The sequence below is a fragment of the Amycolatopsis sp. NPDC049868 genome, assembly GCF_044461365.1.
In the GTDB taxonomy this organism is placed as follows: domain Bacteria; phylum Actinomycetota; class Actinomycetes; order Mycobacteriales; family Pseudonocardiaceae; genus Amycolatopsis.
On record NZ_JBITKV010000011.1, the window covers coordinates 257,726 to 284,324 of the forward strand.

The window sequence follows — 26,599 nt, forward strand, 5'->3', positions numbered from 1 at the left end:
ACCTGCCAAATGACGGTGGCGAGCGCGCGGGACCGCGACGACTCGCCTCGGCTCGATGGAGGGCGTGGCTGAACGAGGAAGGACCGCACGTTGATTGAGGACTGGTCCTTCGTCGCCGATGAGCCCGTGTCGCGGACAACGGGGTAGCTGCTGTTGGGTGCTCTCACCCTGCCTGGCATAGGGACAGTGCGGCGCAGCGGAGGCACTTATCGTGACCCGCCACATTGCCATGAGGCCGAAGGGTATGAAAGAAGGTGATTTTGCAACCGATGTTTGCGGTAGTGACGGACTCACCGCACGGGCCTGTCTGGGGCTTGAGTAATCCCTTGTCGAACCCGATGGTCTGCAGTGGGCAAGCGCAGTTCTGGCGTTGGTAATGCCAGCGAACCGCAGGAGGGGAACAATGGCGTCGTGGTGGGAATGCAGCAGTTCGCGGCGTACAGCTCTTCGCCGGGCGATGACCGGGACCGCGGCGCTGTTCGCCGCAGGCGGCTCGGCCGGCGCGGTCGGGGCCCGCGTCGGTGACCGGCCAATCCAGATGATCGACGGTGCGGGGACCCGGGCGGCTCGCGCGGCCATCGCGCGGCTGGCGGAGCCGCTCTCGAGACACATCGTGATTGAATTAATCCCGTTGGCAGACGGGCGCGACACCTTCACCATCGACACCGTTGATGATCGAGTGAAGATTTCCGGAACGACCCCGGCCGCGATCGTGAGCGGATTTCACCACTACCTCCGCGTCATCGCGAAAGGTCATCTCTCCCGCGTGGGGGACCAGATACCGCAGAACGCTCCCCGCTACTTTGGCCGGATACGCAAGGTATCTCCGCACTCCTATCGCTACATCTACAATTTCTGTGTCAACGGATACACGACCCCGTACTGGACATGGAGCGAGTGGGAGCGTGAGCTTGACCTGATCGCCGCGTACGGCGTGAACCTCGCGTTGGTTACCACGGGCACCGAGCAACTATGGATCGACACCTTCACGCAGTTCGGCTACTCCGGCGACGAGGCTCGGAAATGGATCAGTGCGTTCTCCGTCCAGCCGTGGCAGCAGATGGCGAACCTCTACGCCGTCGGCGAACCGCCAACGTGGCAGCAGTTGGACAAGCGAGTCTCGCTCGGCCAGAAGATCATCGCACGCATGGTGGAACTTGGCATCGATCCAGTGCTGCCGGGGTATGCGGGGATGGTGCCGCCCGACTTTTCCAGACGGAACCCCGGAGCCACCGTGATCAAGCAAGGGATGTGGGGAAGCTACCCGCGACCGGACTGGCTGGCCACGGATACGGACCTGTACTCCCGGGTCGCCTCCGTCTACTACCGCTCACAGCAACGCCGATTCGGCACCCACGCCAACCAAGCCCTGGACCTTCTCCACGAAGGAGGCCAGCAGAGCTCTGTGTCGCTCCACGCTGCTGCTCGGGGAGTCGAATCCTCGCTGCGAAAATCGTTCGGCGAACACTACCGCTGGGTGATCCAGGGCTGGGGCGACAATCCCCGCAAGGAGGTACTCGAAGCGATCGACCGGGCGAAGGTTCTCGTGCTTGACCTGCGGGCCGAACGTGATGCGAAGTGGAAGGATGTCCAATGGCGAGGTAACCCCTTTGCGGGTGCACCCTGGACTCTGGGGATTCTCGCGAATTTCGGCGGACGCCCTGGGCTCTACGGCGACGGGGAAGACCTGCTCCATCGGGTGCCGGCCACTGCGGCATCACCCAAGCGCGGAAACCTCTCCGGCCTCGCGATGATGATGGAGGGCATCCAGAACCACGCCCTGGTCCACTCCCTGATGTCTCACCTGACCTGGGAGTCGACCCCCGGTCCCTTCGATGAGTGGCTACCGGCCTACGTTGAGAGTCGCTACGGCGCCTCAGACCCTGCGGTTCTCAGAGCTTGGCTATACCTTGCCCATTCCGCGTACGGCAGCTGGTCTGGCTGGCCGGGCGGGCCGGACTCGCTGTTCAACGCAGCACCGTCGCTGGACGCGGAGCGCGCGTCCGCGGGCGCTCCGAATTACCTTCCATACAGCAACGAGAAGGTCGGAATGGCGTTGAGTCACTTTTTGCAAGCACCCAGTTGGATCAAGAATACGGACACATATCGGTATGATGTGGTCGACGTGGCTCGTCAGGTAGTTGTCAACCATGCTCGTACGCTGATTCCGAAGATGAGCAAAGCGTACAGGTTGAAAGACCTGGAATCATTCGATGTGCTTTATGTGCAGTTTTTCCGATCTGCTCAATTGCTGGATAAAGTTCTTGGGACGCGAAGCGAGTTCCTGCTTGAGCCGTGGCTCGCTCAGGCCGAGCGGTGGGGGTCTACGGCTGAGGAGAAGGCGCTGATGCGCAGTGACGCGGCCCGGCTGGTGACCGAATGGGGCGACCGTCCTGGTGCTGGACACGTTAGTGACTACGCGAATCGCGATTGGCATGGATTGCTCTCGACCTACTACATCCCGCGCTGGCGGCGATATCTAGACTCTGTACGGCGCAACGTTACTGATAACGAACCGATTCCGAAGTTCGACTGGTTCGCTGAGGGTAAGTCATGGTTTGACAACCCGCCGCGCACTACCGGAATCCCGATCGGAGACCCGACTAAGGCGGCCGCTGAAGTCGCGGAAGTCATGCGAACCTGGTGACCGCTGCCCTGCGCCGGCCAAGCCGGAAGGCCCGTGGCCTTCCGAGCCTGGCGCTGAACGGGAAGTACGAAGGACCGCCCGGCGCCCCACCGGGCCGGCATCGCCACGGTGCTCGCCCAGGCCAGGTCGATGCGGCGGTACCCGTGTGGACTGTCCGGGAACCACCATCCAATGGTGAATTGCCACTCTTCGCCCGAGTGTCGCGGTGGCATCGTGCAGCGGCCCTCCGAAGGAGAGTGCTGCGGCGGGACGGCGGTCGGCGCGGACATTGCTGATCTCGCCGGTGGTCTCGTCCTCGTCCCAGAGGACCTGGAACAGCTGCTGGGGATCCGGTTCTTTCCCGGCGTAGGGATCGGGGTCGTAGTAGGAGCCGTCGGTGTTGCGGGCGTTGGAGAGGCTGTTGAAATCGCCGCAGAAGAGGAGCGTCTTGCCGGTGTAGCCGGAGATCGCGCCGAGCATGAGCCGCTCGACCTCGTCGAGGCGTGTGAGCTTCCGCAGTGACGGTGCTTGGTAGCTGGCCAGCGAGATCGGGACACCGTCGATCGTCACGGTGCCGATGACCAGCGCGTGCCACAGCTCGCCCTTGCCGTAGAAGCGGAAGCTGTCTGCCTTCGGTGTGACGCGTGCGGGTTCCCACAGGATCGCCGCGTGCATGTCGTGGCCGCCGTAGGCCGCAGCGACCTTGCCGGCGACGTACTCGCATTCCAGGCCGGTCTTGTGGGTGAGCCTGCGGACGCGGGCGGCCAGCGCGGCCTAGTCGGGTGCGTAGATTTCCAGGAGCAGCGCCACGGCCGGGCGCTGCTCCCGCAGGACCTGCTCGACCAGCGGGGCCCGGTCGGCGGCTGTGCCCGGCCGGATGTACTCAGCGACATTCCAACTGATCACCGTCGCGAGCTCGCGCTCGTCGCGCATGTTCAACACTCCCATTTGCCGTCGTGCAGGCAGGAACGACAGTAGCGACGTTGGACCCATCCCAGCCTTCGCAGCGCCGTTGAAGCGTGGCTACGACTCATCGGTCACATCAGACTCATCGGTCACATAATGAGCGAGCGCTTCTGGGGAGCCGCGGTCGCCGAGGGCACGAGCACCGCCTGCGGACAGCTTGGCTCGGCGATCCGGCCGCCCCGCTCCCAGTACTTCCACGGCGGCGACCGGCCCGGCTCCTATGACAGCGCGTCTGGCGGGATGTCGTCGCCCAGACCGAGACCGACATGATCACTGTCCACACGACCACGACGTCGCCTGGCCACTGCTGGCCTACCTGATCCGTCGGCTGCCGCACCCTGGCCCGCATCGAAGAGCAACGTGCCTACCTGTTCGGTGCCCGGCCCGTGGTCGTGCCGATCTGCTGTGGCCGGCAGCTCAGCCGGTCTGGTGCTGGACTGGCTTCGGCGTGAGGCGGAGGATCGGGGTGTGGCCGCGAGTTGGCGGCCGAGCACGGTGCCGGTGGGGACAAAGCCCGATCGCCGGCAGTGATTGTCCGTGCGGGAAGGACAGGCCCGCTGGTGACGGAGCGGGAGTCCTCGATCCGGGCTTATGACGATGGATGCTTAGCGCCCCCGGCACGCGGAGCCGGGTGTGTGAGCGTACCCGCGGCCGTTCCGTGGGTGGCGCACGCCGTGCCCTGATCAGGCGGGCACTGGTGTGGGAGGACGGTCCCGCGTCCGGCGGGCGGCTCCCGATGCTGTTCTCCGTCTCTCGCTGTGTCTTGCCCCGCGCGCACCGCGCGGCTCGTAGCCGTGTCCTCGCGCGCCCGGATCCGTGGGAGGAGGTGAATCGTGATGGGCAAGGAAACCCCGATGGACCAGGAGTCCGCCGGCCGGATCTCCGCGGCCGCGGATCGCGACCCGTCGTCGCCGACCGCGACCAGCGGGTTCGATGAGCGGGCACAGGCCGCCGCCGACCGCAACGACGACCACGACGACGAAGACCAGTGACGTCGTCCGTGCCGGGCCGCGCGGTGACCCCGCGGCCCGGCACGACGATCAATGCCGAGCCGATGTGGACACGGGGGCCGGCATCGACTCGATAAGGAGGTCCCGATTGCGCGCGGGCCCTGCTGCGCGAGATTGACCAGATAGCCCCCTGCGTCCCGGCCGCCAGCGAGTTCGCGATCACGGCCCCGGTCCGCGCGCGCACGGTCAAGGTGGTCCTCCAGCGTCGCGATGCGCTGCAGGGCGGCACCGTCGATGTCTCCGCCGCTTTGCCTGTTATTCAGTGACCGTGCCGCTTCGGCACTCGACGATCGCACCGTTGTCCCAGCTGCACGCAGACCAATAGACGTAGTCGCCGTTGGGAACGTTTCCCACGCCCATGCACACCGTCGCGCCGCCGGTGTAGACGTGCTCGTAGTACTCCTTCCCAGTGGCGTGGTTCTTCACCCGGAGAGAGACGGATTTTCCGTCGAGAGCGCGGTCGGTGAGCCGGAAGTCGTCCTGGTCGTCTCCGGTGTGTTCGTTGTAGTCGTACCACTCGACCGTGCCGGCCGAGTTGCCGCTGCCATTGGGGATCGACCAGTCGCCGTCCGCGCTGCCGCGGCAAGACGCTTTGGTCTCCGCGGCCTGGGCTGTCGTGGTGACGAGGGCCGGAGCGGAGAAGGCGGCGGTGGCGAAAGCCACGACCGCCAGGCCGGCGAATATGCGGTTCTTCTTCATGGTGGTGCCCCTCCTGTGTCGTCTAAGCACACAGGAGAATGGGAGCAATCGGGGCGTCCCGGCCACCCCTTTGCGGCACAGCGAAAACATCCGCTGCTCACGTTCCGAGGCGGTTTGTCAGGGCCTCAACGCCAGGCAACCCTACTGGCCGCAGCGCACTTCGCGGCCGCGCGGCGCCCCTGTCGATGCTCCGAGCACGGGATTCCCGCTGCCTAACTCGTTTGCGAGCTGTGTGACCGCTACGCTCCGCGTCACTTCTTGGTCATGGGCGCGTGGCAGTAGCCCTGCTCCCGCGACCTGAATGGTCGTGGGAGTGCCCGCGACGTGGTCGGCGTTGTGCTCGGTTCGCACTGCTGGACGAGCCGGCGTCCTTGCTGTTCAAGGGATGCTGTGTGATTGTCGATGTCAGACAATGAACCGTTTGCGTGATGGTCAAAGCACAGTCTGTAGATATCGTTTTGTCGGTTCGCCGTGGACCGGTGGTAACCGGTTCGGCAGGGATCTGCATCTCTCGTGGCCAGCTGGCCACGACGATCAGCTGCTACTGACCAGAATGCGCGCTCCGGCAGCTCTGACGGGCGGTGCCGGTGACGGCCGGAGATACCGGCGGAATGTGCTGGGTACGTGACGTTGGGAGTGGGACGCCCCAGCGCACGCGGTTCAGACACCTGGGCTACAGGTCGTCATCGACGTCCTTGCGCTTCGACCTGCCGCGCGCGGCGGCGATGATCGTCGCGGTGGCGGCGCCCAGCGCGGTGATGATCTCGCGCAGTGCCTCCACGATGTCGTACACGGTGTCTCCCGGCTGACGTGTTCGGTACGTCGCCGATCGGGAAGGCTCCGGGCGGCGACGCGGCCGCGGCGTTGCTGACCACCTCGCTTCTCAGCCAGATGGGTAGGTCACCGATTCCCCAAGGCGCCGAACCTGCTTCTCCGGCTGTCCAGTCTGGACAAGCGCTCCCGTCACCAGCTGAAATGCGCGAACCTTGGTGAGCGTCAGGCAGGCAAAGTAGGCGGAAGTAGGCGACGCACCCTTGGGCGAAACGTCGCCCCGAAGGGCCGGTCGGTGAGCCGAGGTGTGGCTCGTCTCGCAACCTCGCTGAGCACTGTTTGGACGTCCGGCACCACGTCGGCCAGCAGACGGATCATCGTCTGTTGGCCGGAGAGATCGGCGATGGCCCACCAACGGCATTGCCGACTCGGCGAAGAACGAGACCTCATACGAGATCTCCCTGGATCGGTGGGTCTCGTGTTTGCCATGGTTCAACCGCGGACGCGAGACGAGAACCTGTTACCTAATCGCAGGGCGATTGGTACCCTACGCCAGGGAAGTAATGATCCCAATGAGGCGGCAATAAGGCCTGCACGCCAGGGGTGCATACGCGGGACCTCGCGCGAGCCACGTCCAGATCCCACCTAAGCAGGTAAGGGCCGCTCCCGTCGCCTGGACTGTCGCTCGCCAGCAACACGTTCTCCCCAGGGGAGAAGGCTAAGTTCGCGAGACCGCGAGGCACTTCCATCAACTCGCCTGTAATGGTGCCGACCATACGATTAATGGCTGTCAAAGTCAGGATTCGTCCATCTCGCCCTGCAACTGCCGCGACCCGTCCGTCATTGGAGATGGCGACGGCACTTGGAGTGGCGCCATTGGTTAGCGTGAAGCCGCTTAGCATTTGTGGCGTTTGGGAAATGTTTACGTTAATGGTGTATATGGCTCCGTCGTCGGATGCGAGAAAGATGGTATCGCTATCCGGAAAGAACTGAGTATCGTTAACTTTTGCTTTTCCGGGAAGGTTGGGAGCGGTGATCGTTCTGGGGTGAGCGGGGTCGCTGAGATCCCAGGTTTGCATGCTGGTCACCCCATCGTTGCCGCGACTTGCGGTGACTAGCAGCGGGGAGGAAGCCGGTGTTGTCGGCAAGGGAGTCGGCAGGGAGGAGAACTTGCTACGTTCGCGGACCTGTCCCGAGGAGGTCAGTTCCCAGACGAGTCGGCGCTCAGATGTAATCCACTCGCCAGTGCCAGGTGGACTCGTCGACAGGACTTCCTGGGTCACCAGAAGTCGGCCTCCGTTCCAGATCACGGGTTGTCGTCCCCTTTTTGGAAGCTGATAGAGCTGTGTAGGCCGATTCAGGTCGGCAACATTCCAGATTCGGACAGTCGCAACAGAGTCCACGGTCACTGCGACAGAGCCGTCCATTGTGAGCGCGGGAGGTTCGTGGCCGCCACGGAGTGTGGCGGCCCACTTGGGTGGCCAGGTTCCGGAGAACCATAATTGGGTAGTGTCACTTATACGCGAGTAGGTTCCGCTGATTCGGCCATTGTCGGAGACAAAGGGGAGTGCTTGCTCTCCGTTCGCTGGGCGAAGGCTTACGCGGCCGACCGTAGCTGACAGGACCGAGTTTCGAGTCTCATCCGATGGTGCCAGCGCATGCGCTGCCAAGGCGAGCTCGCCTGCGAATCTGGAAGAAGACTCAATTGGCCTGTCGCTGGAAATCATGGCAACCGCGGATTTTGCTGCGTTCAGGGCTACGACTGTGTTTCGCTGATTTGTCGCCAAAGACTTGGCTGCGAGAGCCTCCGCTCGCTGTTCCTTAGCGGATCGCTGCGCGATGACTGCAACGACGGTACTTGCGATGAGCGCTATAACGAGAACGAGTAGTAGCACGATGAGCCTGCGTTGGCGGCGGATCCGTAGATGTGTCGCCCGTTGCTCCTGTTCCTGGACCGTGATGCTAGCGCGGAGAAATGTCCCCTCTTTCTGGGTGAGCGTGGCACCGCTGTTGACCCAGTCCTGAATGACGGTGAGCCGGACACCGCGCAACAACGTTCCGGGATCGCGCCTGTGGGTTTCCCACCTGGCAGTGGCGTCGGCCAGTTCGCGATGGATGCGCTGGCCATCGCGGTCGGCGTCGAGCCAGTCTCGCAGGCGTGGCCAGGCGTTGATGAGTGCCTCGTGGGTGATCTCGATCGTGTCCTTGTCGAGCACTAACAGCCGGGCGCCAGCGAATATGTCGACGACGCTCGTGGTGTCCGGGTCGTCATCCAATTCAGCTCGAGTAATGCGGCGTTTTGTGTCCTCGGTGTGGTCACCGAGCGCGGTGAGCCGCCGGAAGAGTTGGTGAGCAACGCTCTGCTGAGGTGCGGACATGCCGGAGAAGACGGCTTCGGCAGTCCGCGCTAAGGCGTTGGCGAGTCCGCCGGCGGCCTGGAAGCCAGCGAGGGTGAGGGTATTGCCTTTGCGGCGCCGCCAGGTTTCCAGGAGGGCATGGGAGACCAGGGGCAGCACGCCGGCCTGCCCGTGTGCGTGCCCAACAAGCGTCGTGACCAGGCTGGTTTCGACCGTACAGCCGGCGCGGACCGCGGGGCGGGAAATCGCTCGCCGCATTTCCTCGGCGGTCATCGGCCCCACTGTGACCTGGGCATCTTGAAGTGCGACAGCGAGATCCGAAACCTCGGCACAGTGACTGTAGAAGTCGGCACGCACTCCGATGATGGTCCGACATCGGCTGTCGTCCTTCGCCGCACTGAGCAGAATGTCGATGAACTGGCTCCGCTCGTCGAGGTCATGGCACAACGTGAAGACTTCCTCGAACTGGTCGACGACAACGATCACAGCCGCACCGGCATCCTTGTCGATCAGGATTTGCTGGGAAAGCGTTGTGATCTCCAGCGGGTTCGTGGCCAACTCGGCGCGGACAACCGAGGCGGTCGTGCCGAGATGGCGCGCAAGGTGGACCGAGAGCTCACTCAGTGGGTGAGGACCAGGGGTGAGAAGTATCAGCGGCCCGGCTCCACCAGCCTTGAGCTTCGGGATGAGGCCGGCGCGGAGAATCGACGACTTCCCCACCCCGGACGGACCGAATACGGCGAGGAACCGTTGCCGATGGACGCGGGCCGCGAGGTCGTCCACAAGACGCTCGCGCCCGAAGAAGCGGTCTGTGTCGTCCGGACCGTAGGCTGCCAGCCCCACATACGGCACATTCATGTCCCCGACACAGGATGGCTCGTCGTGTTGCTCGTAAAGGTCGGCAGCGACCGCGTGCCAACGCCGCTCCCATTCCTCAGCACTTCCACGACACGCCGCTACATAGGCCATCGTCACATCGAGACTCGGCAAACGGCGTCCGCCGGCGGCATCCGACAACGTCGTGGACGAGTAGTGTGCCCGTTGGGCCAGCTCCCGATACGGCGGACTCCCTGCCTTCGCCCGTAGTTTCCTCAGGTCGGCGGCGAATTCTGAGAGCGGTGACCCGTCCAGCTCCAGTGGTCGTTCAGCACGCGGCATCTCCCACCATTCCTCCCCAAGGTCGGTGACCGATTGTCCGGACCTAGGTGTCCGGCGTCCAGCTCCCGGAACCGCATCGAGGCGATGCAGCGCCGGGAGCTGGCCTGGTTAGGTCAGCGGCAGCGGGAGCTGCCGTCGACGGAGGTCCACCACGGGGGTGGGATGACGTGCCGGGTCCAGTTGACTTTCAGGCATTGGCCGCGGCTCCTGGCCACTTTCGCTGTCCCGATGACGATGACAACACCTGCGGCGCAGGCGACGTTCCCGGGGCTGGGAATCCGAGCGCACAGTTCGCCGACCTCCCTGGGGTCGGCGGAGGCGATCGTGTTGGTGACCCCCTTGGTGAACACGTAGCTGCAGGTGAGCAGCCCGCATTCGTACTGGGCCGCGATCGTCACCGGCGACTCGGCGGCCGGTGACGATGCTTCGCTGATCGAGGCCGTGTTCGGTGTGGGTTCGGCGGTTGATGCCGCCGCGTGGGCCGGGGCGGCGAGTGCGAGCGCAGCGCCTGCTGTGACCAGCTTGAGCACAAGCTTGCTTCGAGCTCGTGTCGAGCTCGTAATGGCGGATGTCATCAGGTGTCCCTCATTTCTTGATTGCGGTGCAGGACCGGTGTTGGCCAGTCCCGGTTGGTGCTGGGCATCTCGCCATCCCCCACGAATGCCGAGGTGCTGGGGACCGTTCTAGGCGGGAATCGTTGGCCGGTGCCGGGGACTGGACGCCGGACATCAAGGACCGGACAATCGGTCACCGACCCTGGGGAGGGGGTGACGGAATATGCCGCGTGCGGAGCGGCCACTGGAACCGGATGGTTCAGCCCTTGCTGAATTCGCCGCTGACCTGCGGAAGCTGCGGAAGACGGCTGGTGGCCCGGCGTACCGCGAGTTAGCGAGACGGGTGCATTACTCGTCAACGACGTTGTCGGACGCGGCGGGTGGGCGCCGGTTGCCGAGTCTCGAGGTCACACTGGCGTATGTGCGCGCATGCGGTGGCGACGTCGAGAAGTGGGACCGGCGATGGCGTTCGGTTGCTGCGGAGCTGGCGGCGTCGACGACCGGGCTGCCGACAGAGGATGACGAGGCGGCGCCGTATGTGGGTTTGCGTCCCTACGGCGGTGGCGACGCAGGCCGTTTCTTCGGACGGGAGCGGCTCACCGAAGACCTGCTCCGCCGAATCACGGTCCAGCGCTTCGTCGCTGTATTCGGCCCGTCGGGATCCGGGAAATCGTCCCTCCTCCGGGCTGGCCTGGTGCCACGGTTGGCTTCCAAGGTCATCGTCTTCACCCCCGGGGGCCATCCGCTGGAGGAGTGCGCGATTCAGCTTGCGGCGGCGACTGGCAGCTGGCCGAGTGTTGTGCGCGGCGAGCTGACGAGCGAGCAGCGCGGCCTGCACAGGCTGGTTCGCCAAGCGCTCGTGGCGGAGCCACCCAATGCGGAGGTCGTGATCGTCGTCGACCAGTTCGAAGAGCTGTTCACGGTATGCCAGGACGAGCGCGAACGGTCCGACTTCATCACGATGCTGCTGACCGCCACATCGGCCGCGAGCAGCCGCTGTCGCGTCGTGATCGGCGTGCGTGCCGACTTCTACCCACAGTGCGCGCTGCGTACCGATCTCACCGAAGCACTTCAAGATGCCCAAGTCACCGTCGGCCCCATGACCAGCGACGAGCTGCGCCTGGTCATCACCCAGCCGGCCCAGCAAGCCCGCTGCGCTGTGGAGAGCGCTCTGCTGACCACCCTCGTTACACAGACTCACGGCCGGACCGGTGTACTGCCGCTGCTGTCCCACGCCCTGCTGGAAACCTGGCGACGTCGCAAAGGCAACACACTCACCCTGGCCGGGTTCCAGGCCTCCGGAGAATTCGACGGCGCCCTGGCGAAGACTGCTGAAGCCGCCTTCGCTGCGCTCGATGATCACCAGCAAGCCCTCGCCCGCGACCTGTTCCTGCGGTTGATCGCACTAGGCGAAGGAACCGAGGACACCAAACGCAAGATCGGCACGGAAGAACTGGACGACAACCCTGTCCTCGCGGAGGTCGTGCATCAGTTCACACAAGCCCGGTTGCTGACGCGCAGCGAGGGCAGTCTCGAACTTGCTCACGAAGCGCTGATCAAAGCCTGGCCGCGCCTGGCCGCCTGGATGGCGGAGGATCGCGACGGCCAGCGAATTCATCGCGAACTCACCGACGCCGCCGCTGCGTGGCGCCGGCACAACCGCGATCCCAGTGTGCTGCTCCGCGGTACCCGCCTCGCCGTCGTGGGTGACTGGGTTGACCACGGTGGTCACCCCAGTGCCAAAGAACGAGAATTCCTTAACGCGAGCATTGCTGCTGACACCTCGGAGCGTCACGCGAAACGGCGAGTAGTCCGCCGGCAACGCCAACTTCTCGCAGTACTCGCTGCGGTGCTGCTGCTGGCGGTTTCCATCGCCGCATACGCCACACATGCCCAGCGGCAAGCCAATCGCGAACGTGTAACGACAATCGTGCTGAAGGCGCTGGCTAGCATCGGCGAACTATCCCGGACGAATCCCGAACTTGCCGCGCAGTTGAGTCTGGCCGCGTATCGCATGGCCCCGTCCCCGCCCACACTTGATGGACTCATCGCCGCAGCCGCCGACAGTGACGCGCTGGTGCCCGAGGACAACGCCACTCCGACACGCGCGAGCGTGACGAGTGATGGACGGACCGTCCTCCACTGGTCAGCTCACACGAAAGGCACGCAGATATGGCGGTTCGCCAACCAAGCTTTGACGATGCAGGGAACACTTCGAGGCGGCCCGTATGCAAGTATCAGCGCCGATGGTCACATCGCGATGACCGGCGAGGGACCGCGGCATAGCAGTGTAGTCCGGATCTGGAATACTAGACGTCCTGCCCAGCCTGAAGAAATGTCTACGCTTCCGACGCCGGTCGAGGTTGGAGACTTAAGTTCCGACGGCCGCCTTCTCATTACGATTGATCAAATGTCGCGTCCCAGCTTGCCTGTCATGTCAGGTGACTCGGTCAAACTGTGGGATCTTAGCGATCCTCGTCAACCCCGGCATGTGAGCACAATATTCTGCGCTGACCAGCTCGCTAGGGAGCCGGGCAGAGTGATGGACGCCCGCTTCGCGGGAACACGAGGTGCTGTAATTGAGTGTGGCACCGACAATTATTCAGGCTCGACAAAAACGGTACAAGTGTGGGACGTCGGCCAACCCGAAAAGCCGCGGCAAGCGGGAGCTCTCGGTGTCGCAAGAACTATCCTTTTTGGGAGTGGCCTTCTGGTCAACGGGGATATTGGTGTAACCAAGGAAGATCACGGCCTCACCATCTGGGACATGCGAAACTTGTACAAACCGCGTGAAGCCGCATCTGCTGGCCCTGGTGCGCTAAGGATAGATACGGCCGCGATCGCCCCGAGTGTGAACCTCATTGCTATCGCAGGCGCTGATAGACGTGTGACCATTCGAAATACCCGGAACCCGGAGGTGGTCCTGCACAACATTGTTGTTCCTGGAAAGACTGGTGTTATCGCATCGCTTGGATTTGAATCCGACGGGAAAACGCTTGTGGGCACTGGCCCTGATCCTGATGTTTCCATTGTATGGCGGTGGGTACTCGACCCTGAGCGTGCGGCAATGGCTGTCTGTGGCAAGGTGTATGCAAAAATAGCCGAGAGTGAATGGGTAAGCTACTTCCCGGGAGTCGCCTATCGTTCACCGTGTGAGTGAGCAATGGTGCCATCGCTGCTCTATTGCGACGAGAAGCGTAGTTCGAGTCGCTGCCTTGCTGGCTGTCAATAGAGGATGCCTATTGTTGTCGGCGTCTCGGGCCGGTGCTCCGCTTTTCGTCTTTCTCTGTCGTTAGTGGACGGTCGCGCCGGGGAGTTATGCCGGAGCCTGGCGATCGACGCGTCCAGGTCGCGTCGGCCGCGGTAGACGTGCGCCATGCGGTGGACGACTTGCTCGACGGTACGGTTGGTGGTGTCGATCTTGATGGCGTCGTCGGCGGGCGCCAGCGGTGCGATCGCGCGCTGCGTCCGCGAAATCGCGGCGGATGATGTCGTGCAGGACCGTCGCGCGTGGGGCAGCCCAGGTTCTTGCCGTACACGACGGTCCGCGCGGCATTCGGGTGTCGCGGCCAGGTAGAACTTGACGGGTGCGGCGGGAACACGGCCGTGCCGATGTCACGTCCTTCGATGATACAGGGAGAGTGCTCGGCGGCCCACTTTCGGATGAGGTCGGTGGCATGCTGGCACACGACCGGGATCCTGGCCAGTTCGGAGACAAGGCCCGTGACCGAGGCTCATCGTTAGTGCGTCTGGTGCGGATCGGTCCGGGGTCGGGATGTTGGCAGGGCAGCTGTTGGCGAGCGAGCAGTTCTTCGCAGAGGGCGTCGATCGCGTGGGTGGCGTCGGCGCGGAGTTTTCGGTGTAGTGCTTCGGCTGCGATGGTTCGGTAGATCTTGCCGCTTTCGAGGTAGTGCAGGCTGTAGATCGCCAACACCAGCAACGCTAGCTACGCGGCCGAACTCGCGAAGCGGCCCACATCGACGTCGTGACATCACGACGTTCACCGCCCGATTCCGGATGTTCTGATATCCGAATCCGCCAACAGTGTGGTGTGCTGCATGTTTCTCCTTCTCGGTGTGCCGGACTCGGCGGGCGCCGATGCCGGGCGGCGTGGTGATGGGTACGTGCTGCCCGCACCTGGTTGGTCTCCCCGGAGAGTGGGGGAGCCGTCGCGTGCGGTGCTCGTGGACCGGGTGTTGGGTGTGCGGCCCGGGCCGCATGGCCTCGCCGACGCCGTGGTGCATGACGACGGTTGGCCGGTTGGCTCTACCGGTCGTCAGGTTCTGGTGGTGCCGTGGGTGAGCGGTCTTGCCGCGGGCCAGCGTCGTCGATGTGGCGGGCCCATCGTGCGAGGAGAGCTGTGGCGCAGCGCGGCGAGCAGGGGCGTTGCTCGTCACGGCCGGCGGGCCAGTCGGCGGTGAAGACCGCGACGGGCCGGTTCATCGGCTGTGAGCAGACGGTGCAGACGCTTTCGAGCGTGTCAACCCGGGTTGACTCTCCGGCTGGTGGCGGGTGGTGACTTTCCGCAGGTTGAACGGTTGCGTGTCGGGTGAGATGAGAGACCGCCGTCGAATGTGCCGGGCATAGGTTGAGCCATCGTTCGCCGGTCGGGGTGTCGATGCGGTGTGCTGTTCGGGCGGGCTCCGGGCAGAGGCGGCACGGCTTGTCGTCGGGGCGGTCGTCCGCGGTCTGGTAGCGCGGCGGCACGTTCACGCATGGTTCGGTTGGCAGGTCGGAGCCGTCGATCATGCACTGCTGGAGGAACTCGATCAGCTCCGTTTCGGTCATCGGGTCGTGCCTCCGTCGGGATCGTGTTCGGTGCGGCGTCGAGTGGTCACGTCGGTTCTCGGGGGTTGTGGACGCCATCGGCGGCGAACGGCAGGGCGGGTTGTCGTGGTCTGTTTCGAGCGGTGCGGCTCGATCGGCTGGTCCGGCTCGACGATCCGGGTGACCGTGTGTTCTGCGCCGCTCTCGACGACGCGGACCTACCCGTGAGAAGCCCGCCGGGACCGAGGAATGCAGGCGGCGTGTTGTGCCTGGAGGACCGGCGCCGACCTGACGATCCGGTTGAGCGGTCTCTTGATTGCTGCTCATGTGTCGAGCGTGGTTGGCCACGGCGGTGACGGTCCTTCACTGAGGTACCCAGGTCTGAGGTCGACCCAGATCACCTTTTCGTTCGCCATCCAGAGTCGTGTGCGGGCTGTGACGATCACGAGGCTTCCTGGGGCTCCGCCGCTGAACCAGCGCACCGCCGGTGCGCCGTGCGCGTTGTGCAGGCGCAGCAGAACCGTCCGCTGCTGCACAATCCTGCGGTACCAGGCGGCGCGCATCCGCGTCGTTCGTGGACGGTACCGCCAGTCGCTCACCGCGGAGAGCAGGTTCGCCGCGACTGTCCAGATGGCCACCACCGTTCGCCGGTAGGCATAGGTGTACAGGTCGACGCGGAGGTGGGTATCCCACAGGTCTCTGTTCTCGGTAGCCCAGTCGTCCACGAGCGGAATCGTGATCTCCGCGGGACCCCGGACCACGACGAAGTCGGCCCCGGTGCGCACGGCTTCGCGAATCCCCTCCTCCAGCAACTGGATTTCGACGTCGTGAGGCGGCTCCACCATCTCTTCCCTTCCGAGAGTCCTGAATGGACAACAGTTATGTCGGTCGAAGCGCAGACCGGGAACAGGTTTCTGCCTCACGGGTCAGGGGACACGACCAGGGCTGCTATGCGGTACGGCTCGGCGAGGATCCCGTAGCGGTGCATGAGGTTCGGGATGCGCTGCAGCTGCGAGACCGAGGGCCCGTGGGTCGGGTAGAGGGGGATGCCCAGGCGGGCGGCGGTGTCCGGGGTGATGCGAAGGTGGCGCACGGCGAGGGCGTTGAGGGCGGCCCGGTCAGTCCGGAGGTCTCGGGCGGCCTGGTGCAGGGCCCGCTGGTAAGCCGTGACGGCGCCGGGATGCTGCTCGGCCCAGGCGGTGGTGGCGACGTAGGTCGAGGTCGGGTGGAGGAGGCTGGTGTCGCTGAGGTAGGCGAGCGCGGTGAAACCGTGTGCGTGGATGGCGTCGGTGAGCCACGGTTCCCGCAAGACCACGGCGTCGGCATCCTTGTGTGCGAGCCGGGACGCCGTGTGGTCCGGCGGGTCCATGGGCACCCACTGGACGTGGTCGCTGGGGACTGCGCCGGAGTCGTTGTCCAGACGCGCGTGGGCGAGGATGCGGTCCTGGGAGCCGGGGGACGGTGCGCCGATGGTGTGGCCGGCGAGGGCGGCCAGATCGGGGATCGTGCCGTCGCCGCGGACGACGATCGCCGCGGCCCGGTCGCCGAGCCACCCGGCTTCGGCGAGGATTTTCACGTCGAGGCCGCGGTAGGCGGCCTCGACCACGACGGTCCCGCCGCCGAAGGCGATGTCGGCGCCGCCGTCGACGAGCGTGTGCAACCCGGTGTAGGGGTCGGGCTCCGGGATCGTGGTGACGGTGAGGCCTTCGGCGGCGAAATAGCCGCGCTCGATCCCATGCCGCAAGGGCAGCGTGTCGAGGTCCGGACCGACGATGACACGGATGGCCAGCGGGTGCTCGGGCGAGAACGCCGGCGCGCAGCCTGCAGTGGCAAGCAGCGTCGTCCCGATGACCAGAACGACGTGCAGGACAGCGGTGAACCGGCGAGCGACAGTGACCATGATCAGCGGTCCTTCCGGGGTCGGGAGTCAGCGACAGGGTTCGATGTAGGGGTAGTGGCCAGGTAGATCGGCGTGATCGGGTGACCGGCGGGTCCGTCCGGGTCGGTGTCCGACTGTCCGGATTTCAGCGGCGGCAGCGGGCTGTAGATCCGGGTGAACTCGCGGGTGGAGCGGCGCTCGGCGTCGGCGATGTACCAGAGGAGAACCCCGCCGACGGCGAGTACGGCGACGACGAGGACGGCCAGAAGTACCATGACGGCCCTGACGATCACGCCGGTCAACGTCACCTGATCAGCCTGTCGCCGTCGGCGGTGAACTGGAGGGTGAAGGAGAACCGCTTGTGATCGTTTCTCCGCCACACGCGGCCCGGCGGCAGCGTGGCGGGTTCGGCCGGTTCGTGGACCTGCCCGCTGCCGGGTACGAGCATCGCCGCGGCTTGGGCGTTGAGCACGGCGCCGTCGATCTGGGTGGGCGGGCGGCGTTGGGTGCAGGGAAGTTCGTGGGTGTGTAGACGCCGTCGAGTTCGCCGACGTGGCTGAAGCCGACACCACCGACACGCCGGTCGGTGATCCACCGTCCGCACAGGTAGTCCAGCGCCCGGCAGTCGAAGGGGTGGTCGTGGGTGCCGAACAGGTCCATCTTGTGCTCTGGGAGGTCTCGCGGTGCGGCGACCGCGAGGTTGCGGTTACGTTCGAGGAACCCGGGGGCGCTCGGGTCGCCGTGCCATTCGTGGACGTGAACGGTGGCGGCGTCGTAGAGGAGCGCGGGTCCGATCTCGCCCCGCTCGCGGGGCAGGGACCCGATCTTCACGACGTAGCTGCGGTCCCTGGCGGCGGTGTTGAGCGCGACTTCAGCCGCGCACTGGCCGCGGCTGCCGAAGAACCGCCAGAAGTTGGTTTCGGCGATGATTCCGAGATCGGGCCACCGGCCGTCGGCGCCCACCAGCTCTACCAGGCCTTCCATGCGGTAGTCGACGGACTGGTCGGTCGACGCGCCACCGTGATCGAAGTTGACGAACATGCGGTCCAGCTGCAGAGATTCCGTGTCGGTCACGGCCGTAACGCCCTGTCTGCCGCAGGACGAGGTGTCCTCGGGAGACTTGCCGGTGGGATGGTCGATCGGATCCCGGTCGGTAGGCATCAATTCTGTCCCTTCGTCGACGGCCGTGCGGTCTTCGTCGAGCGCGGTAGTCAGAGAGCGTGCGTGGCTCGACGCCGTGGTGGTCACGGATTGGGTGCGTGTTTCCGAGAATGGGCACGCATGGGTACTTGTCGCCGGTGGAGGATGCGCCAGATCGTGCCGTGTGACACCGAGAGTGCCGCGGCGATAGTCGCGATGGAGATGCCGTCGCGTGAGGCTTTCTCGACGGCGTCCTCGTCGAGGTTGACTCGGTTGGCGGTGTTGGGATTGCTGCGGTCCTTCGGTTTGTCCGAGGCGATGTGCTCCAGCTGTGCGCGAGCTTGAAGCATCAGCAACTTCATCGCCGGAACCCCGTATTCCTCCTGCACGTGGTAGGCGAGCTCGGGGCTGATCGACATCTCGCCTGCGAGAACTTTGCCGACGTGTGCGGTGGAATATGTGAGGGAGAGTGAGAAATCCTTCTTGGTGAGTTCGGCTTGCTCCCGGATGTCGCGCAACAGTTGGTGGGCTGGAGTGTCGGGCACGGGCTTTCCTTGGTAGCTGGTTGTCATCGGGATGGGGCCAGAAGCCGTAACCGCTGGTCCGCGCCTCCGTAGTCGACGGGGAAGCAGGTCGTGTCCAGTTCGAGGCTCATCTACTCCGCGCCCTCGCCGTGGTCTGGCAGGACGTGCAGCGTCGCGGGTTCTCCGGGCATGATCAGGGGAACCGGGCAGGGCTGGCTGGGTGTGTGGAGCCTGCTGCACGCGCCGAAGAGCAGGCAGTGCGCGATCGCGCGTGGTCGGCGGCGACGCGCCTGACGTTCCAGGCCACCGAGTACTGCGGTGAACGGGAAGGCGTGGACACCCATCGTGAGGGGGACGCTGCGATGCCGGTCGCAGCCGATCAGCGCCCCGCACGAGGAGAACTGAGCGAACCAGTGTTCACCGCGACGAACCAGTTTGACTTCGAGTTCTTGCAGGTTGTCGTCCAGCGCGACGGAGCGGCGATCACCGGTGTCGAGCGCGCCGTGGAAGCTCTCGGGATAGCTCAGCACCGCGTCGGTGTCGGTGTCGCGGTCCACGATCGTCCAGCCGCGCCACTGGAAGTAGGCGAGCAGCGGGTCCACGGTGCCGTCGTCCGGCGGCGGCAACATCGCGTGGCTGGAGGTGAGGCTCCGGTCGATGACGGCGTGGAGCCGGGCACATACTGTGTTGAGGAAGGTCATGGCTTTCGTCTGTCTCGTAACGGGGAAGGGTGGAGGAACTGCGCAGGCGTGGCCCGGGGTCCGTCTTGTCGTTGTGCTCCACCTGCGAATGCCGGTGATGGGGCCGGTGGGCAATTAGGCACAGGGCAGCACTTGTGTCGTTGAGTGCCGCCGGGTCAGTCGCAGCCGGCGGCGGCCAGAGCGAGACGGGTGGCTCGGTCGCTCGGTACCACGCCGCGACCAAAGATCTCGGCGCGGGCCGAGGACGGCCAGCCGTCGTCGGTTCTGGTGAACCGCAACACCCCGCCCTGCGAGCCGACAAGAATGACGGTGTCGGTGGTGATGCTGAGCTGCGCGGCCCGGTCGGTGTACTCGGTGCCGGCCAGGCAGCCGCGGCGGTAGTCCCGCACCCCGGCCCAGGTGTCGGGAGCGAATCCGATGTCCGCGGGCTGACTTGCTACGGCCAGCGAGGCAGCGGTGAACACCAGGACCACGCACGTACTCGAGAACAGCCACGGGTGACGGAACAGCGACATGCCCCCGAGCGCCCATCCCGACGCGATCCCGGCGAGACCTGCCGCCAGGACAACGACCGGCCACCAGGGCATCGGCAGGTAGTACTTGCCGCTCCAGGTCGCCAGCCCGGCGGGTGTGGCGAGGGCGACTCCCCAGCACACGGCGAGGAACACGCGGACTGCGGTGCGGCTGGTCCGGCGGCGGGGTTTTTCGTCAGCACGCGTCGCATCTGGCTGCGTGTCGTCGGTGGTGTCCGGGTTGGGGATGTGCGGGCCAGGGTCGTTCACTGTGTTCTCTCTTGTGTGCCGCCAAAGGCGGAGATGGGTGAGGACTGGGCGGCGTGGGTGTGGCGGGTGTCAGCTGGGTGGCGCTTCCGTTGGCTGGGCGCGTTCGGCGGCCACGGCGATCTGATGGCGTGCCTGGCGGGCGAGGAGGTCGGCGGCGTCGATGCCGTAGCGGTGGGCGAGGCCGAGGGCTAGTGAGGCGGTGACGTAATGGCGGCCGGAGAGAGTCTTGGTGAGGGTGCTGCGGTCGTATCCGAGCGTTTCGGCGAACGCATGGCGGCTTAACCCGGTGGCGGCGATGAGAGCGTGGAGCACGTCGACCGCCGAGTCCGAGTCATCGACGTCGAGTGTGTGCTGGCCTGCCACCGGTGGTGAGTCGCTGGTGGTGGCGGTGTGCTCTCGTCGGGCGGTGATGGTGGCCAGCTCGGCGTGGTCCTGCAGGGTCAGCAGGGCGTGCGGGTCGATCCCGTAGCGCCGGGCGGCGGCGTAGGCGAGGTCCGGGCTGATGCGCCCGTGGCCGTTCAGCACACGACGGAGCTGGGCTGGGGACTGGTCGGCGGAGACCGCGAACTCCTCGAAGGGCACGTCGCTGTCGGCGATGACGCCGGCCAGCATGTCCCGCGCGGCGGCGCGGCGCGCTGTGCGTGGTGAGCGGGGTCGCCGGGGGCTCGCGCTGGGGACCCGGCCGACCGCGGCGAGGGTGAAGTGCGGGTGTGGGCCGTGGGTGGTGTCCGGTTCGGGCCAGCAGGCCTGGCTGGTGATGCCCCCGGGCGGGAGCAGTTCGAGGTCGGCCATCCAGTCGGCGAACGTGGACGGGCTGCACGATCGGGGGTGCGGGGGAACGCATCGTTCGTGGGCACGGCACCAGCGGGCTGTGTCGTCTCGCAGCGCGGCGCGCGCAGGTGGTGGGATATCCGGCAGCAGGGGCTGGTTGGTCAGGTGCGTGATCGCGATCCAGCTACCGTGCGGCAGGCGTGTCGTGAGCCGCCGGATGACAGTCAGCGGCGAGCGGCGGCGTTCGAGGTAGTGCAGGAGGTCGACCAGCAGGACGCAGACCGGCCGGTCGAGGTCGACGAGTTGTGTGTCGCGGAGGTCGTTGAGCATGGTGTCGACCGCGAAGGCGTTCCCGCGCACTGCGGTCGCGAAGGGGCGTTCGAGGTGGGTGGCTTGGCCGAGACACCCACGGTTGTGGTCGTGGACGTTGGCGTCGTTGTCCACCAGGACCAGGCTCGGTGTGCCGCCCGCGCCTCGCGCACCGGCCAGCGCCGCGTAGCTGGCGCTGTGGCTGATGAATCCGCGACCCAGGTCCAGGAACTGGGTGATTCCCTCGGCGAGCGCGTCTTCGACCACGCGTGTGGTGAAGCTGTCGCGTTCCTTGATCGCAACGGCCGCGGCAGGGGAGATGTGCATCAGCTCGCGGGCCAGCTGCCGGTCTTTCGGGGAGGCGAGCGTGCCGTTGCGGAGCGCGTCGTCGACCCTGGCGGGGTGCGGGCGTTGTCCGCACCGCGCCGGAACGTAGCCCCAGTACTTCTGGTAGTAGGCGCGGTGACCGGGAGTGTGAAGGCCTTTGCAGCACCCGAGCGGGCGCGGGCACGTATCGCCCCAGTACGGCACCTGCGCGTTTCGCCGTGGCCCTGTAGCCGGGATCATGACCGGCCTCCCGCCGTCGCGAGGATCGAGTGCTGCGCGGTGAGGAGACCGGCGTGGCGCGGGGGCTTGCCGGTGTGGCGGCAGGGCCGGACGCGTGGTGGGTTCATGCGGCGGTGGTGGGTTCGGGGACACGTCCGACGGCGGCGAGGGTGTAGGGCGCCAGCGCGCGAAGGGTGGTGTCGGGCTCGGGCCAGCTGCTGGTGGTGGTGATCATGGGCGGGAGGAGTTCCAGGTCGGCGATCCGGCGGGCGAACTCGTTGCGGCTGCTGGCTTGCGGGTGCGGTGGGACGCACCGTGCCATTGCCTGGCACCAGCGATCGGTGTCGCGGCGCAGCGCGGCCTGGCAGACTGGACTGTCCACTGTGGGCAAGGCCCGGTTGGTGAGATGGGTGACCGCGATCCAGCTGCGGGGTGGGAGACGCTTCACCAGGCGCCGGATCACTGAGCGGGCGTCGTTCGCGGCTTCGAGGTAGTAGAGGATGTCGATCAGCAGCACGCAGACCGGTCGCGAGGGATCCAGCGTGCCGGTGCGGTAGAGGGACGTCAGTAGGGTGCCGATGGCGAACGCGTTGCCGTGGATGAGGGTCCGCGGCCGTGTCGCCAGGATGGGGTTTTCGGTGAGATAAGCCAGGTTGTGGTCGTCGACGTGTGGATCGTGGTCGACGTGCACGATCGTGGCCGCGGGGTGCGCGGCGACCGCGGCGTGTGCGGCGCTGGTGGTGATGTGCCCGGAGCCGAGGTCGAGGAACTGGGTGATGCCCTCAGCCAGTGCGTGGCGGATGACGCGGGCGGTGAACGCGTCGCTGTCGATGACAGCCTGCCGGGAGTGGGGGGCGATCCGGGTGAGTTCGTCCGCGAGCCGGCGGTCGCACTCGTTCGCCAACGGTGTCCCCGGGTGCAGGAGCGCGGCCTTGACCCCGGCCGGGTGGGGATGACACCGGCACACCACCGGGATCCCCGGCCACCGGCGCTGCATCCGGACCCGGTCCTCGCCGGAGTAGGCCGTCGGGCAGGCCTGGTCCGAGGTCGTGCAGGCGTCCGGCCAGTAGGGCCCGCGGCCTTCCACAAACGGGGCGGTTTCGAGGTTCACGCGGCATCGCCCGCCGTCACGGCGATCGCCCCTGCGGCGCGGTGACCGGGCATCACAGCGACAGCGGACCAGTGACCGGCCGATCCGCGCTCTGCCATCGGTCCGCTGGTGTCGGTGACGTCGGCCGCCCGGCCGGACGGATCGGCTTCGCCGACGGCTTGGTCGACGCCGGCGTGGAGCTTGGCGACGGCCTGCCGACTGGTGTGAGACCTGAGACGGGCATGGTCGGGGCAGACGGTGTCACCGCGTGAAACGGCCTGCCGGACAAGGGTGAACACGAAAAATCCTTTGATGTCACTGTGAGGGTGAAGCCAGGGGCAGTCGAACGCTGGTGGTGGATGCGCGAGTTCGCGACCATGCGCAGGTTCTCGATGACGTAGGCGTGGACGACGGGTCGGTGACCGTCCGAACCGGACGGTCACCGACCCGCGCCACTATCAGCCCGCGAGCGTCAGATCCGTCTGCGTGACCTGCGTGTGCGGGTCACGCTGGTGCATGGTGCGGATCATCCACCACAGGAAGCGCGGCTCCGCGACCTTGGTGTAGATCGTGGAGCTGACGCAGGCCTGCGTATGCGACCGCGACGCGAGCCCGATCAGGACCCAGTCGCGCCCGTGCCGCTGCAGGGCGCCGCTCCCGGAGTCCCCGGCACACGCGGTGCCTCCCCCGGGGGCGGTACCCAAGCAGATCTCGCCACGACCGATGCCCGCCTGGGCGCAGTCACCGTCCAGGGCGATCGGGACGTCGAGCTGGTGCAACCACGCCGGTGCCGGAGCACCCCACTGGGCCGGATCCGCCTCACGTACACCCCACCCGATCTCCCGGGCCGGTTGCCCCGCACGCGGCAAGGCCAGCTTCGCCGGCTTGACCAGCCAGGACGGAATCGCACGATCGAGCTCGATCAGCGCGATGTCCCAGATGTAGCCGTCCTGGTCCGGCATGCCCCACTCCCACCCAGTCGGAGTGGAAATGGACCGGACCCGGGTGACGACGCCACCGTGGAACCGGTTGGTCGACCCGATCCGCAGCGTGTACTGCGACGGATCGTGCGGTTCCGCCTGTGTCCCCACTCCGGCCCGCTGCGGGGGCGGTGCCTGCTGGAATGCCTGCCATGCCAGCTCGCCTGCCTTGTCCGCGCGCTGTGGTGCGGGCGGTTGTTTGGTCAGACAGTGCGAGGCGGTGACGACGAACCGAGGGGCGATCAGCGCGCCGCCACAGGAGTGCCAGTCCGGGACGCCGTTCTTTTTCGACTGGATCGACCCGGCACCGGCGTAGGCCTGCGGGGCCCGTTCGCCGCCGACGATCATCGGCGACACATCGTCGCCTCCGGTGTCGGGGGCGGCCGGGTTGGTGGTGCTGGCGGGTACGGCCGTGGCCGCACCGTGGTTCCCGCCGTCGGCGGCAGCGACCGGCGCAGCGCCGAAGCCGGTGGCGAACAACGCCGCCAGGGCGGCCACGGCGACGCGCAACCCGCCACGGCGGCGGGCTCTCGAACTTGTTGCTGTCACTGTTTCCCTTCTCTGATAGTGCTTCCTGACGCTCTCCGCGGGCGTGCGGGGAGCGCGACTGTGGGCCGCCGGATGTCCGCGGTGGCGGTGTGCGGCGACGTCGGCCACACGGCGCGGTGCTCGCCGCACCTCGCGCAGCCACAGTGGACAGTCCTTTCCGGACGACACGAGGCTCCGCACGCGGTGGCCTGTCGTTCCGGGCGGTGGACTCAGCTGTCGCCGGCGGCCGCGTCGGACCGGGCGGCGTCGACGAGCTGCCGGTAGAAGTCCGTCTCGGTGCCGGTGCCGGGGGATTGCGCCATGTAGAACATCGATACGCCGGTATCACGCCTGATGAGGACGAGCCGGACCGCTCGGTGGGTGGTCACGTCGACGAACAGATGCTCCGATAGCGAAGTGCGGTGCTCGATCCGGCGGCCGAGCAGGCTGGAGAGCCACTCTCCGGCGTCCTCACGGTCCAAGGCGCCAGCGTCGGCGACCTCGGTCAGCCGGCGCGGGAGGTCGATTGCGGCGTGGTCGACGAGATCCGCGATCCACGCGGCGTGCGCGGGCTGGGAGTGCGCGGCGTCTTGAACGGTCACGGTCGATGTCGTCACGATGCGTCCCTCGTCGCGATCACGCCCCACGCCGGAAGTTCGGGACCCGTGATGTCGGCAGGTTGCGGGCCGCACCAGTGCGACACCGGCGCGACTCCGGGGGGTTCGAGCGTCCAGCCGGTGCCGGCGAACCAGCTTTCGACCTCAGCCTGGGGTCGCGGGGTCAGCTGTGGCTCGGGTGTCAACGCCAGGTGCCTGGCCAGGTCATCGAGCGCGGCGGTGGCCGCACTCCCCGGGGGCGCGGTGCCGAGGGTGTTCACCCCGATCACGCTGCCGGGAGGGAGCTCCTCGTGGTAGGCGCGGATCAGGGCGGTGACGTCACCAGGCCAGTGCGCCGGATCGGCGACCATCGTGAGGCCCACCGGTGTCGTGAGGTCCAGCGACCAGCCGCCACGCTCATGGAGCAGGTGCAGCGGCCGGTGGACTTCGTGGACCGCGGCCGTGACCGCGGCGGCTCGTTCCTCCTCCAGCATGGCCAGGGCCGTGTGCTGATGGCCGAACAGCATCTCTTCGCGAGCCATCAGCACCGTGCTGGGCGCGCGGAGGTATGCCTTGGCGTGGGTGTGCGGAGTCTTCTTCTCCGGGCCGAGGGGCAGCGGGGCGCGCAGGACCACAAACTGGCTGATCCCTCGCTCCTCGGCGGCGAACGCGATGACGTCGTAGAGGAAGCGCTGCTGCGCCAGCACCCACCAGCGGTAGCCGGGCACGTCGGCGTCGATCCGCTTTGCCAGGTCCCGGTCCGCGGCGAACACTCCATCGGATCGGACGCTGAAGGCCTCGTCGAGGAAGAAGCCATTGATCCGGCCGATGGTCGGGTTGTCGGTTTCAGCGTCCAGGTCGGGGACGGTCCCATGCGGGGTCAGGAAGTACGGGTCAGGCGATGTGGTCATGAGGTCGGTGTGCTCCTGTATGCCGGAACGAGTCCGTGAGGCCGGGTGCGAGGCGGACGGACCGCTACTCGCGTGATCAACGTCGAGGACGAGTCCAGTGTGGACAGTGACGATCTGCGGTCCTGGGTGTCGCGGATCTGAGAGGGCACAGCTGCCGTGAGGTCCCACGGATAGGGGGACATGAACAGGGCGTCGAGTTCGGGTGCGGTGCGCAGGATCAGTGGTGTCCGTGTGTGACGCAGGAATACAGCGCAGGCCGGCGGATGACCCGTTTCTGTCGGCGTGTCCGAGGCGAGTGGAAGTACCTGGTTGACCGCGACCCAGCTACCGGAAGGCAGGATGTTCCACAAGCCGGCGAGCAGTGCGAGCGGGTCGCGGCTGTGCTGCAGGGCCGTCGAACCCACCACGCAGAGTGGCCTGTTCAGGTTGATCGCACCGATGCCGTGTCCCATGCGCAGGCATTGCTCGATCCCGGGTGTGGAGGACAACCACGTGACGTCGCGGGTGAGGCTGTGGGTCGTGACGAGCCGGGTCCGGACCGCCCGTTCGTTGTCGTCGAGCAGGTAGAGCACGCGGCACCCCGTGCCTGCCTGCAGAAGCTCGTGAGCCAGCCGCAGCGGCGGGAGATCGGGGCTGAGGGCGACGAACTGGCGAATGCCCGCACGGAGGGCGCTGACGATCACCTGGTTCCGGACGCGGTATTCGGCCGCGATCGTCGCCTCCAACCCGGGTCGGCAGCTGCGGAGAATGGACGCCACGGCGTCGGACTCGGCGTGCCCACGGACCCCGGCTAGCGCCACCCGTGCCTCAGCCAGCGACACGATCGGCGTGGGGCGGCCGCAGACGGGCGCCGCCGGGGTGGCGGCGTGGCTGGAGTGGTCAGGCATTGGTGCGGGGGCTTTCGTCTCGCAGGATTCCGGCGTTAGTGACGTAC

23 protein-coding genes and 1 pseudogene are annotated in these 26,599 nt (G+C 66.3%); 3 read left to right on the forward strand and 21 right to left on the reverse strand.

What is annotated here, in order from left to right; translation table 11 throughout:
• The first annotated feature begins 403 nt into the window (after positions 1 to 403).
• Positions 404 to 2,647: an alpha-N-acetylglucosaminidase TIM-barrel domain-containing protein gene (locus tag ACIBTM_RS35505; protein WP_395881515.1), complete on the forward strand. Its 2,244-nt coding sequence runs from the start codon at positions 404 to 406 to the stop codon at positions 2,645 to 2,647.
• Here ACIBTM_RS35505 and ACIBTM_RS35510 read toward each other — a convergent pair.
• Together ACIBTM_RS35510 and ACIBTM_RS35515 are read right to left on the reverse strand one after the other, a co-directional pair.
• Complete coding sequence (locus ACIBTM_RS35510; protein WP_395881516.1) at positions 2,552 to 3,301, reverse strand: hypothetical protein; 750 nt, start codon at positions 3,299 to 3,301, stop codon at positions 2,552 to 2,554. The two genes, ACIBTM_RS35505 and ACIBTM_RS35510, sit on opposite strands and share 96 nt — an antisense overlap.
• Before the next feature lie 99 nt (positions 3,302 to 3,400).
• A complete protein-coding gene (locus ACIBTM_RS35515; protein WP_395881517.1) occupies positions 3,401 to 3,559 on the reverse strand; it encodes a hypothetical protein in 159 nt (52 codons plus the stop codon).
• A gap of 869 nt (positions 3,560 to 4,428) precedes the next feature.
• On the opposite strand from ACIBTM_RS35515, the gene ACIBTM_RS35520 reads away from it, so the two are divergent.
• A complete protein-coding gene (locus ACIBTM_RS35520) occupies positions 4,429 to 4,584 on the forward strand; it encodes a hypothetical protein (protein ID WP_395881518.1) in 156 nt (51 codons plus the stop codon).
• Positions 4,585 to 4,857: 273 nt separating this feature from the next.
• Here ACIBTM_RS35520 and ACIBTM_RS35525 read toward each other — a convergent pair whose 3' ends face one another.
• The 3 genes from ACIBTM_RS35525 to ACIBTM_RS35535 all read right to left on the reverse strand — a co-directional run bounded on the left by ACIBTM_RS35525 (position 4,858) and on the right by ACIBTM_RS35535 (position 10,117).
• Entirely contained in the window at positions 4,858 to 5,301 is a 444-nt protein-coding gene (locus ACIBTM_RS35525; protein WP_395881519.1) for a hypothetical protein, read from the reverse strand.
• 1,295 nt (positions 5,302 to 6,596) lie between these two features.
• The gene (locus ACIBTM_RS35530; RefSeq protein WP_395881520.1) at positions 6,597 to 9,398 is read right to left on the reverse strand and encodes a hypothetical protein; all 2,802 of its coding nucleotides are present in this window, start codon (positions 9,396 to 9,398) and stop codon (positions 6,597 to 6,599) included.
• A 302-nt stretch (positions 9,399 to 9,700) separates the two neighbouring features.
• On the reverse strand, positions 9,701 to 10,117 hold the full coding sequence (locus ACIBTM_RS35535) for a hypothetical protein (RefSeq protein ID WP_395881521.1): 417 nt from the start codon (positions 10,115 to 10,117) through the stop codon (positions 9,701 to 9,703).
• Between the two features lie 247 nt (positions 10,118 to 10,364).
• Between ACIBTM_RS35535 and ACIBTM_RS35540 the strand changes: the two genes are divergently transcribed.
• Positions 10,365 to 13,301 (forward strand): helix-turn-helix domain-containing protein, encoded by a 2,937-nt coding sequence (locus ACIBTM_RS35540; protein ID WP_395881522.1) that lies wholly within the window; start codon positions 10,365 to 10,367, stop codon positions 13,299 to 13,301.
• Positions 13,302 to 13,366: 65 nt separating this feature from the next.
• On the opposite strand, the pseudogene ACIBTM_RS35545 reads toward ACIBTM_RS35540, so the two are convergent.
• From ACIBTM_RS35545 to ACIBTM_RS35620, 16 genes and pseudogenes are all read right to left on the reverse strand, one after another.
• Positions 13,367 to 13,857: pseudogene (locus tag ACIBTM_RS35545) on the reverse strand ((d)CMP kinase); the annotation flags it as partial.
• 550 nt (positions 13,858 to 14,407) lie between these two features.
• Positions 14,408 to 14,929, reverse strand: a complete 522-nt coding sequence (locus tag ACIBTM_RS35550; RefSeq protein WP_395881523.1) for a hypothetical protein — start codon at positions 14,927 to 14,929, stop codon at positions 14,408 to 14,410.
• Positions 14,930 to 15,231: 302 nt separating this feature from the next.
• Complete coding sequence (locus ACIBTM_RS35555) at positions 15,232 to 15,753, reverse strand: hypothetical protein (RefSeq protein WP_395881524.1); 522 nt, start codon at positions 15,751 to 15,753, stop codon at positions 15,232 to 15,234.
• Positions 15,754 to 15,827: 74 nt separating this feature from the next.
• Positions 15,828 to 16,808 (reverse strand): ABC transporter substrate-binding protein, encoded by a 981-nt coding sequence (locus ACIBTM_RS35560; protein ID WP_395881525.1) that lies wholly within the window; start codon positions 16,806 to 16,808, stop codon positions 15,828 to 15,830.
• Positions 16,809 to 16,810: 2 nt separating this feature from the next.
• Complete coding sequence (locus ACIBTM_RS35565) at positions 16,811 to 17,095, reverse strand: hypothetical protein (RefSeq protein ID WP_395881526.1); 285 nt, start codon at positions 17,093 to 17,095, stop codon at positions 16,811 to 16,813.
• Positions 17,096 to 17,099: 4 nt separating this feature from the next.
• Positions 17,100 to 17,948 carry a hypothetical protein gene (locus tag ACIBTM_RS35570; RefSeq protein ID WP_395881527.1) on the reverse strand — a complete coding sequence of 283 codons (849 nt, stop codon included), beginning with the start codon at positions 17,946 to 17,948 and terminating at the stop codon, positions 17,100 to 17,102.
• An 83-nt stretch (positions 17,949 to 18,031) separates the two neighbouring features.
• Positions 18,032 to 18,472 carry a hypothetical protein gene (locus tag ACIBTM_RS35575; RefSeq protein ID WP_395881528.1) on the reverse strand — a complete coding sequence of 147 codons (441 nt, stop codon included), beginning with the start codon at positions 18,470 to 18,472 and terminating at the stop codon, positions 18,032 to 18,034.
• A 110-nt stretch (positions 18,473 to 18,582) separates the two neighbouring features.
• Positions 18,583 to 19,152, reverse strand: a complete 570-nt coding sequence (locus ACIBTM_RS35580) for a hypothetical protein (protein WP_395881529.1) — start codon at positions 19,150 to 19,152, stop codon at positions 18,583 to 18,585.
• Positions 19,153 to 19,307: 155 nt separating this feature from the next.
• Positions 19,308 to 19,934, reverse strand: coding sequence for a hypothetical protein (locus ACIBTM_RS35585; protein ID WP_395881530.1), 627 nt, complete (start codon positions 19,932 to 19,934; stop codon positions 19,308 to 19,310).
• A 69-nt stretch (positions 19,935 to 20,003) separates the two neighbouring features.
• On the reverse strand, positions 20,004 to 21,581 hold the full coding sequence (locus ACIBTM_RS35590) for an SAM-dependent methyltransferase (protein ID WP_395881531.1): 1,578 nt from the start codon (positions 21,579 to 21,581) through the stop codon (positions 20,004 to 20,006).
• 103 nt (positions 21,582 to 21,684) lie between these two features.
• A complete protein-coding gene (locus ACIBTM_RS35595) occupies positions 21,685 to 22,671 on the reverse strand; it encodes an SAM-dependent methyltransferase (RefSeq protein ID WP_395881532.1) in 987 nt (328 codons plus the stop codon).
• Positions 22,668 to 22,949: a hypothetical protein gene (locus tag ACIBTM_RS35600; RefSeq protein WP_395881533.1), complete on the reverse strand. Its 282-nt coding sequence runs from the start codon at positions 22,947 to 22,949 to the stop codon at positions 22,668 to 22,670. The genes ACIBTM_RS35595 and ACIBTM_RS35600 overlap by 4 nt, the downstream gene beginning before the upstream one ends.
• A 159-nt stretch (positions 22,950 to 23,108) precedes the next feature.
• Positions 23,109 to 24,179 carry a S1 family peptidase gene (locus ACIBTM_RS35605; RefSeq protein WP_395881534.1) on the reverse strand — a complete coding sequence of 357 codons (1,071 nt, stop codon included), beginning with the start codon at positions 24,177 to 24,179 and terminating at the stop codon, positions 23,109 to 23,111.
• Positions 24,180 to 24,388: 209 nt separating this feature from the next.
• Entirely contained in the window at positions 24,389 to 24,775 is a 387-nt protein-coding gene (locus tag ACIBTM_RS35610; protein ID WP_395881535.1) for a hypothetical protein, read from the reverse strand.
• Positions 24,772 to 25,665, reverse strand: coding sequence for an SAM-dependent methyltransferase (locus ACIBTM_RS35615; protein WP_395881536.1), 894 nt, complete (start codon positions 25,663 to 25,665; stop codon positions 24,772 to 24,774). Before ACIBTM_RS35615 ends, ACIBTM_RS35610 begins: the two co-directional genes overlap by 4 nt.
• Positions 25,662 to 26,552 carry an SAM-dependent methyltransferase gene (locus tag ACIBTM_RS35620; protein WP_395881537.1) on the reverse strand — a complete coding sequence of 297 codons (891 nt, stop codon included), beginning with the start codon at positions 26,550 to 26,552 and terminating at the stop codon, positions 25,662 to 25,664. The genes ACIBTM_RS35615 and ACIBTM_RS35620 overlap by 4 nt, the downstream gene beginning before the upstream one ends.
• Positions 26,553 to 26,599: the final 47 nt, after the last annotated feature.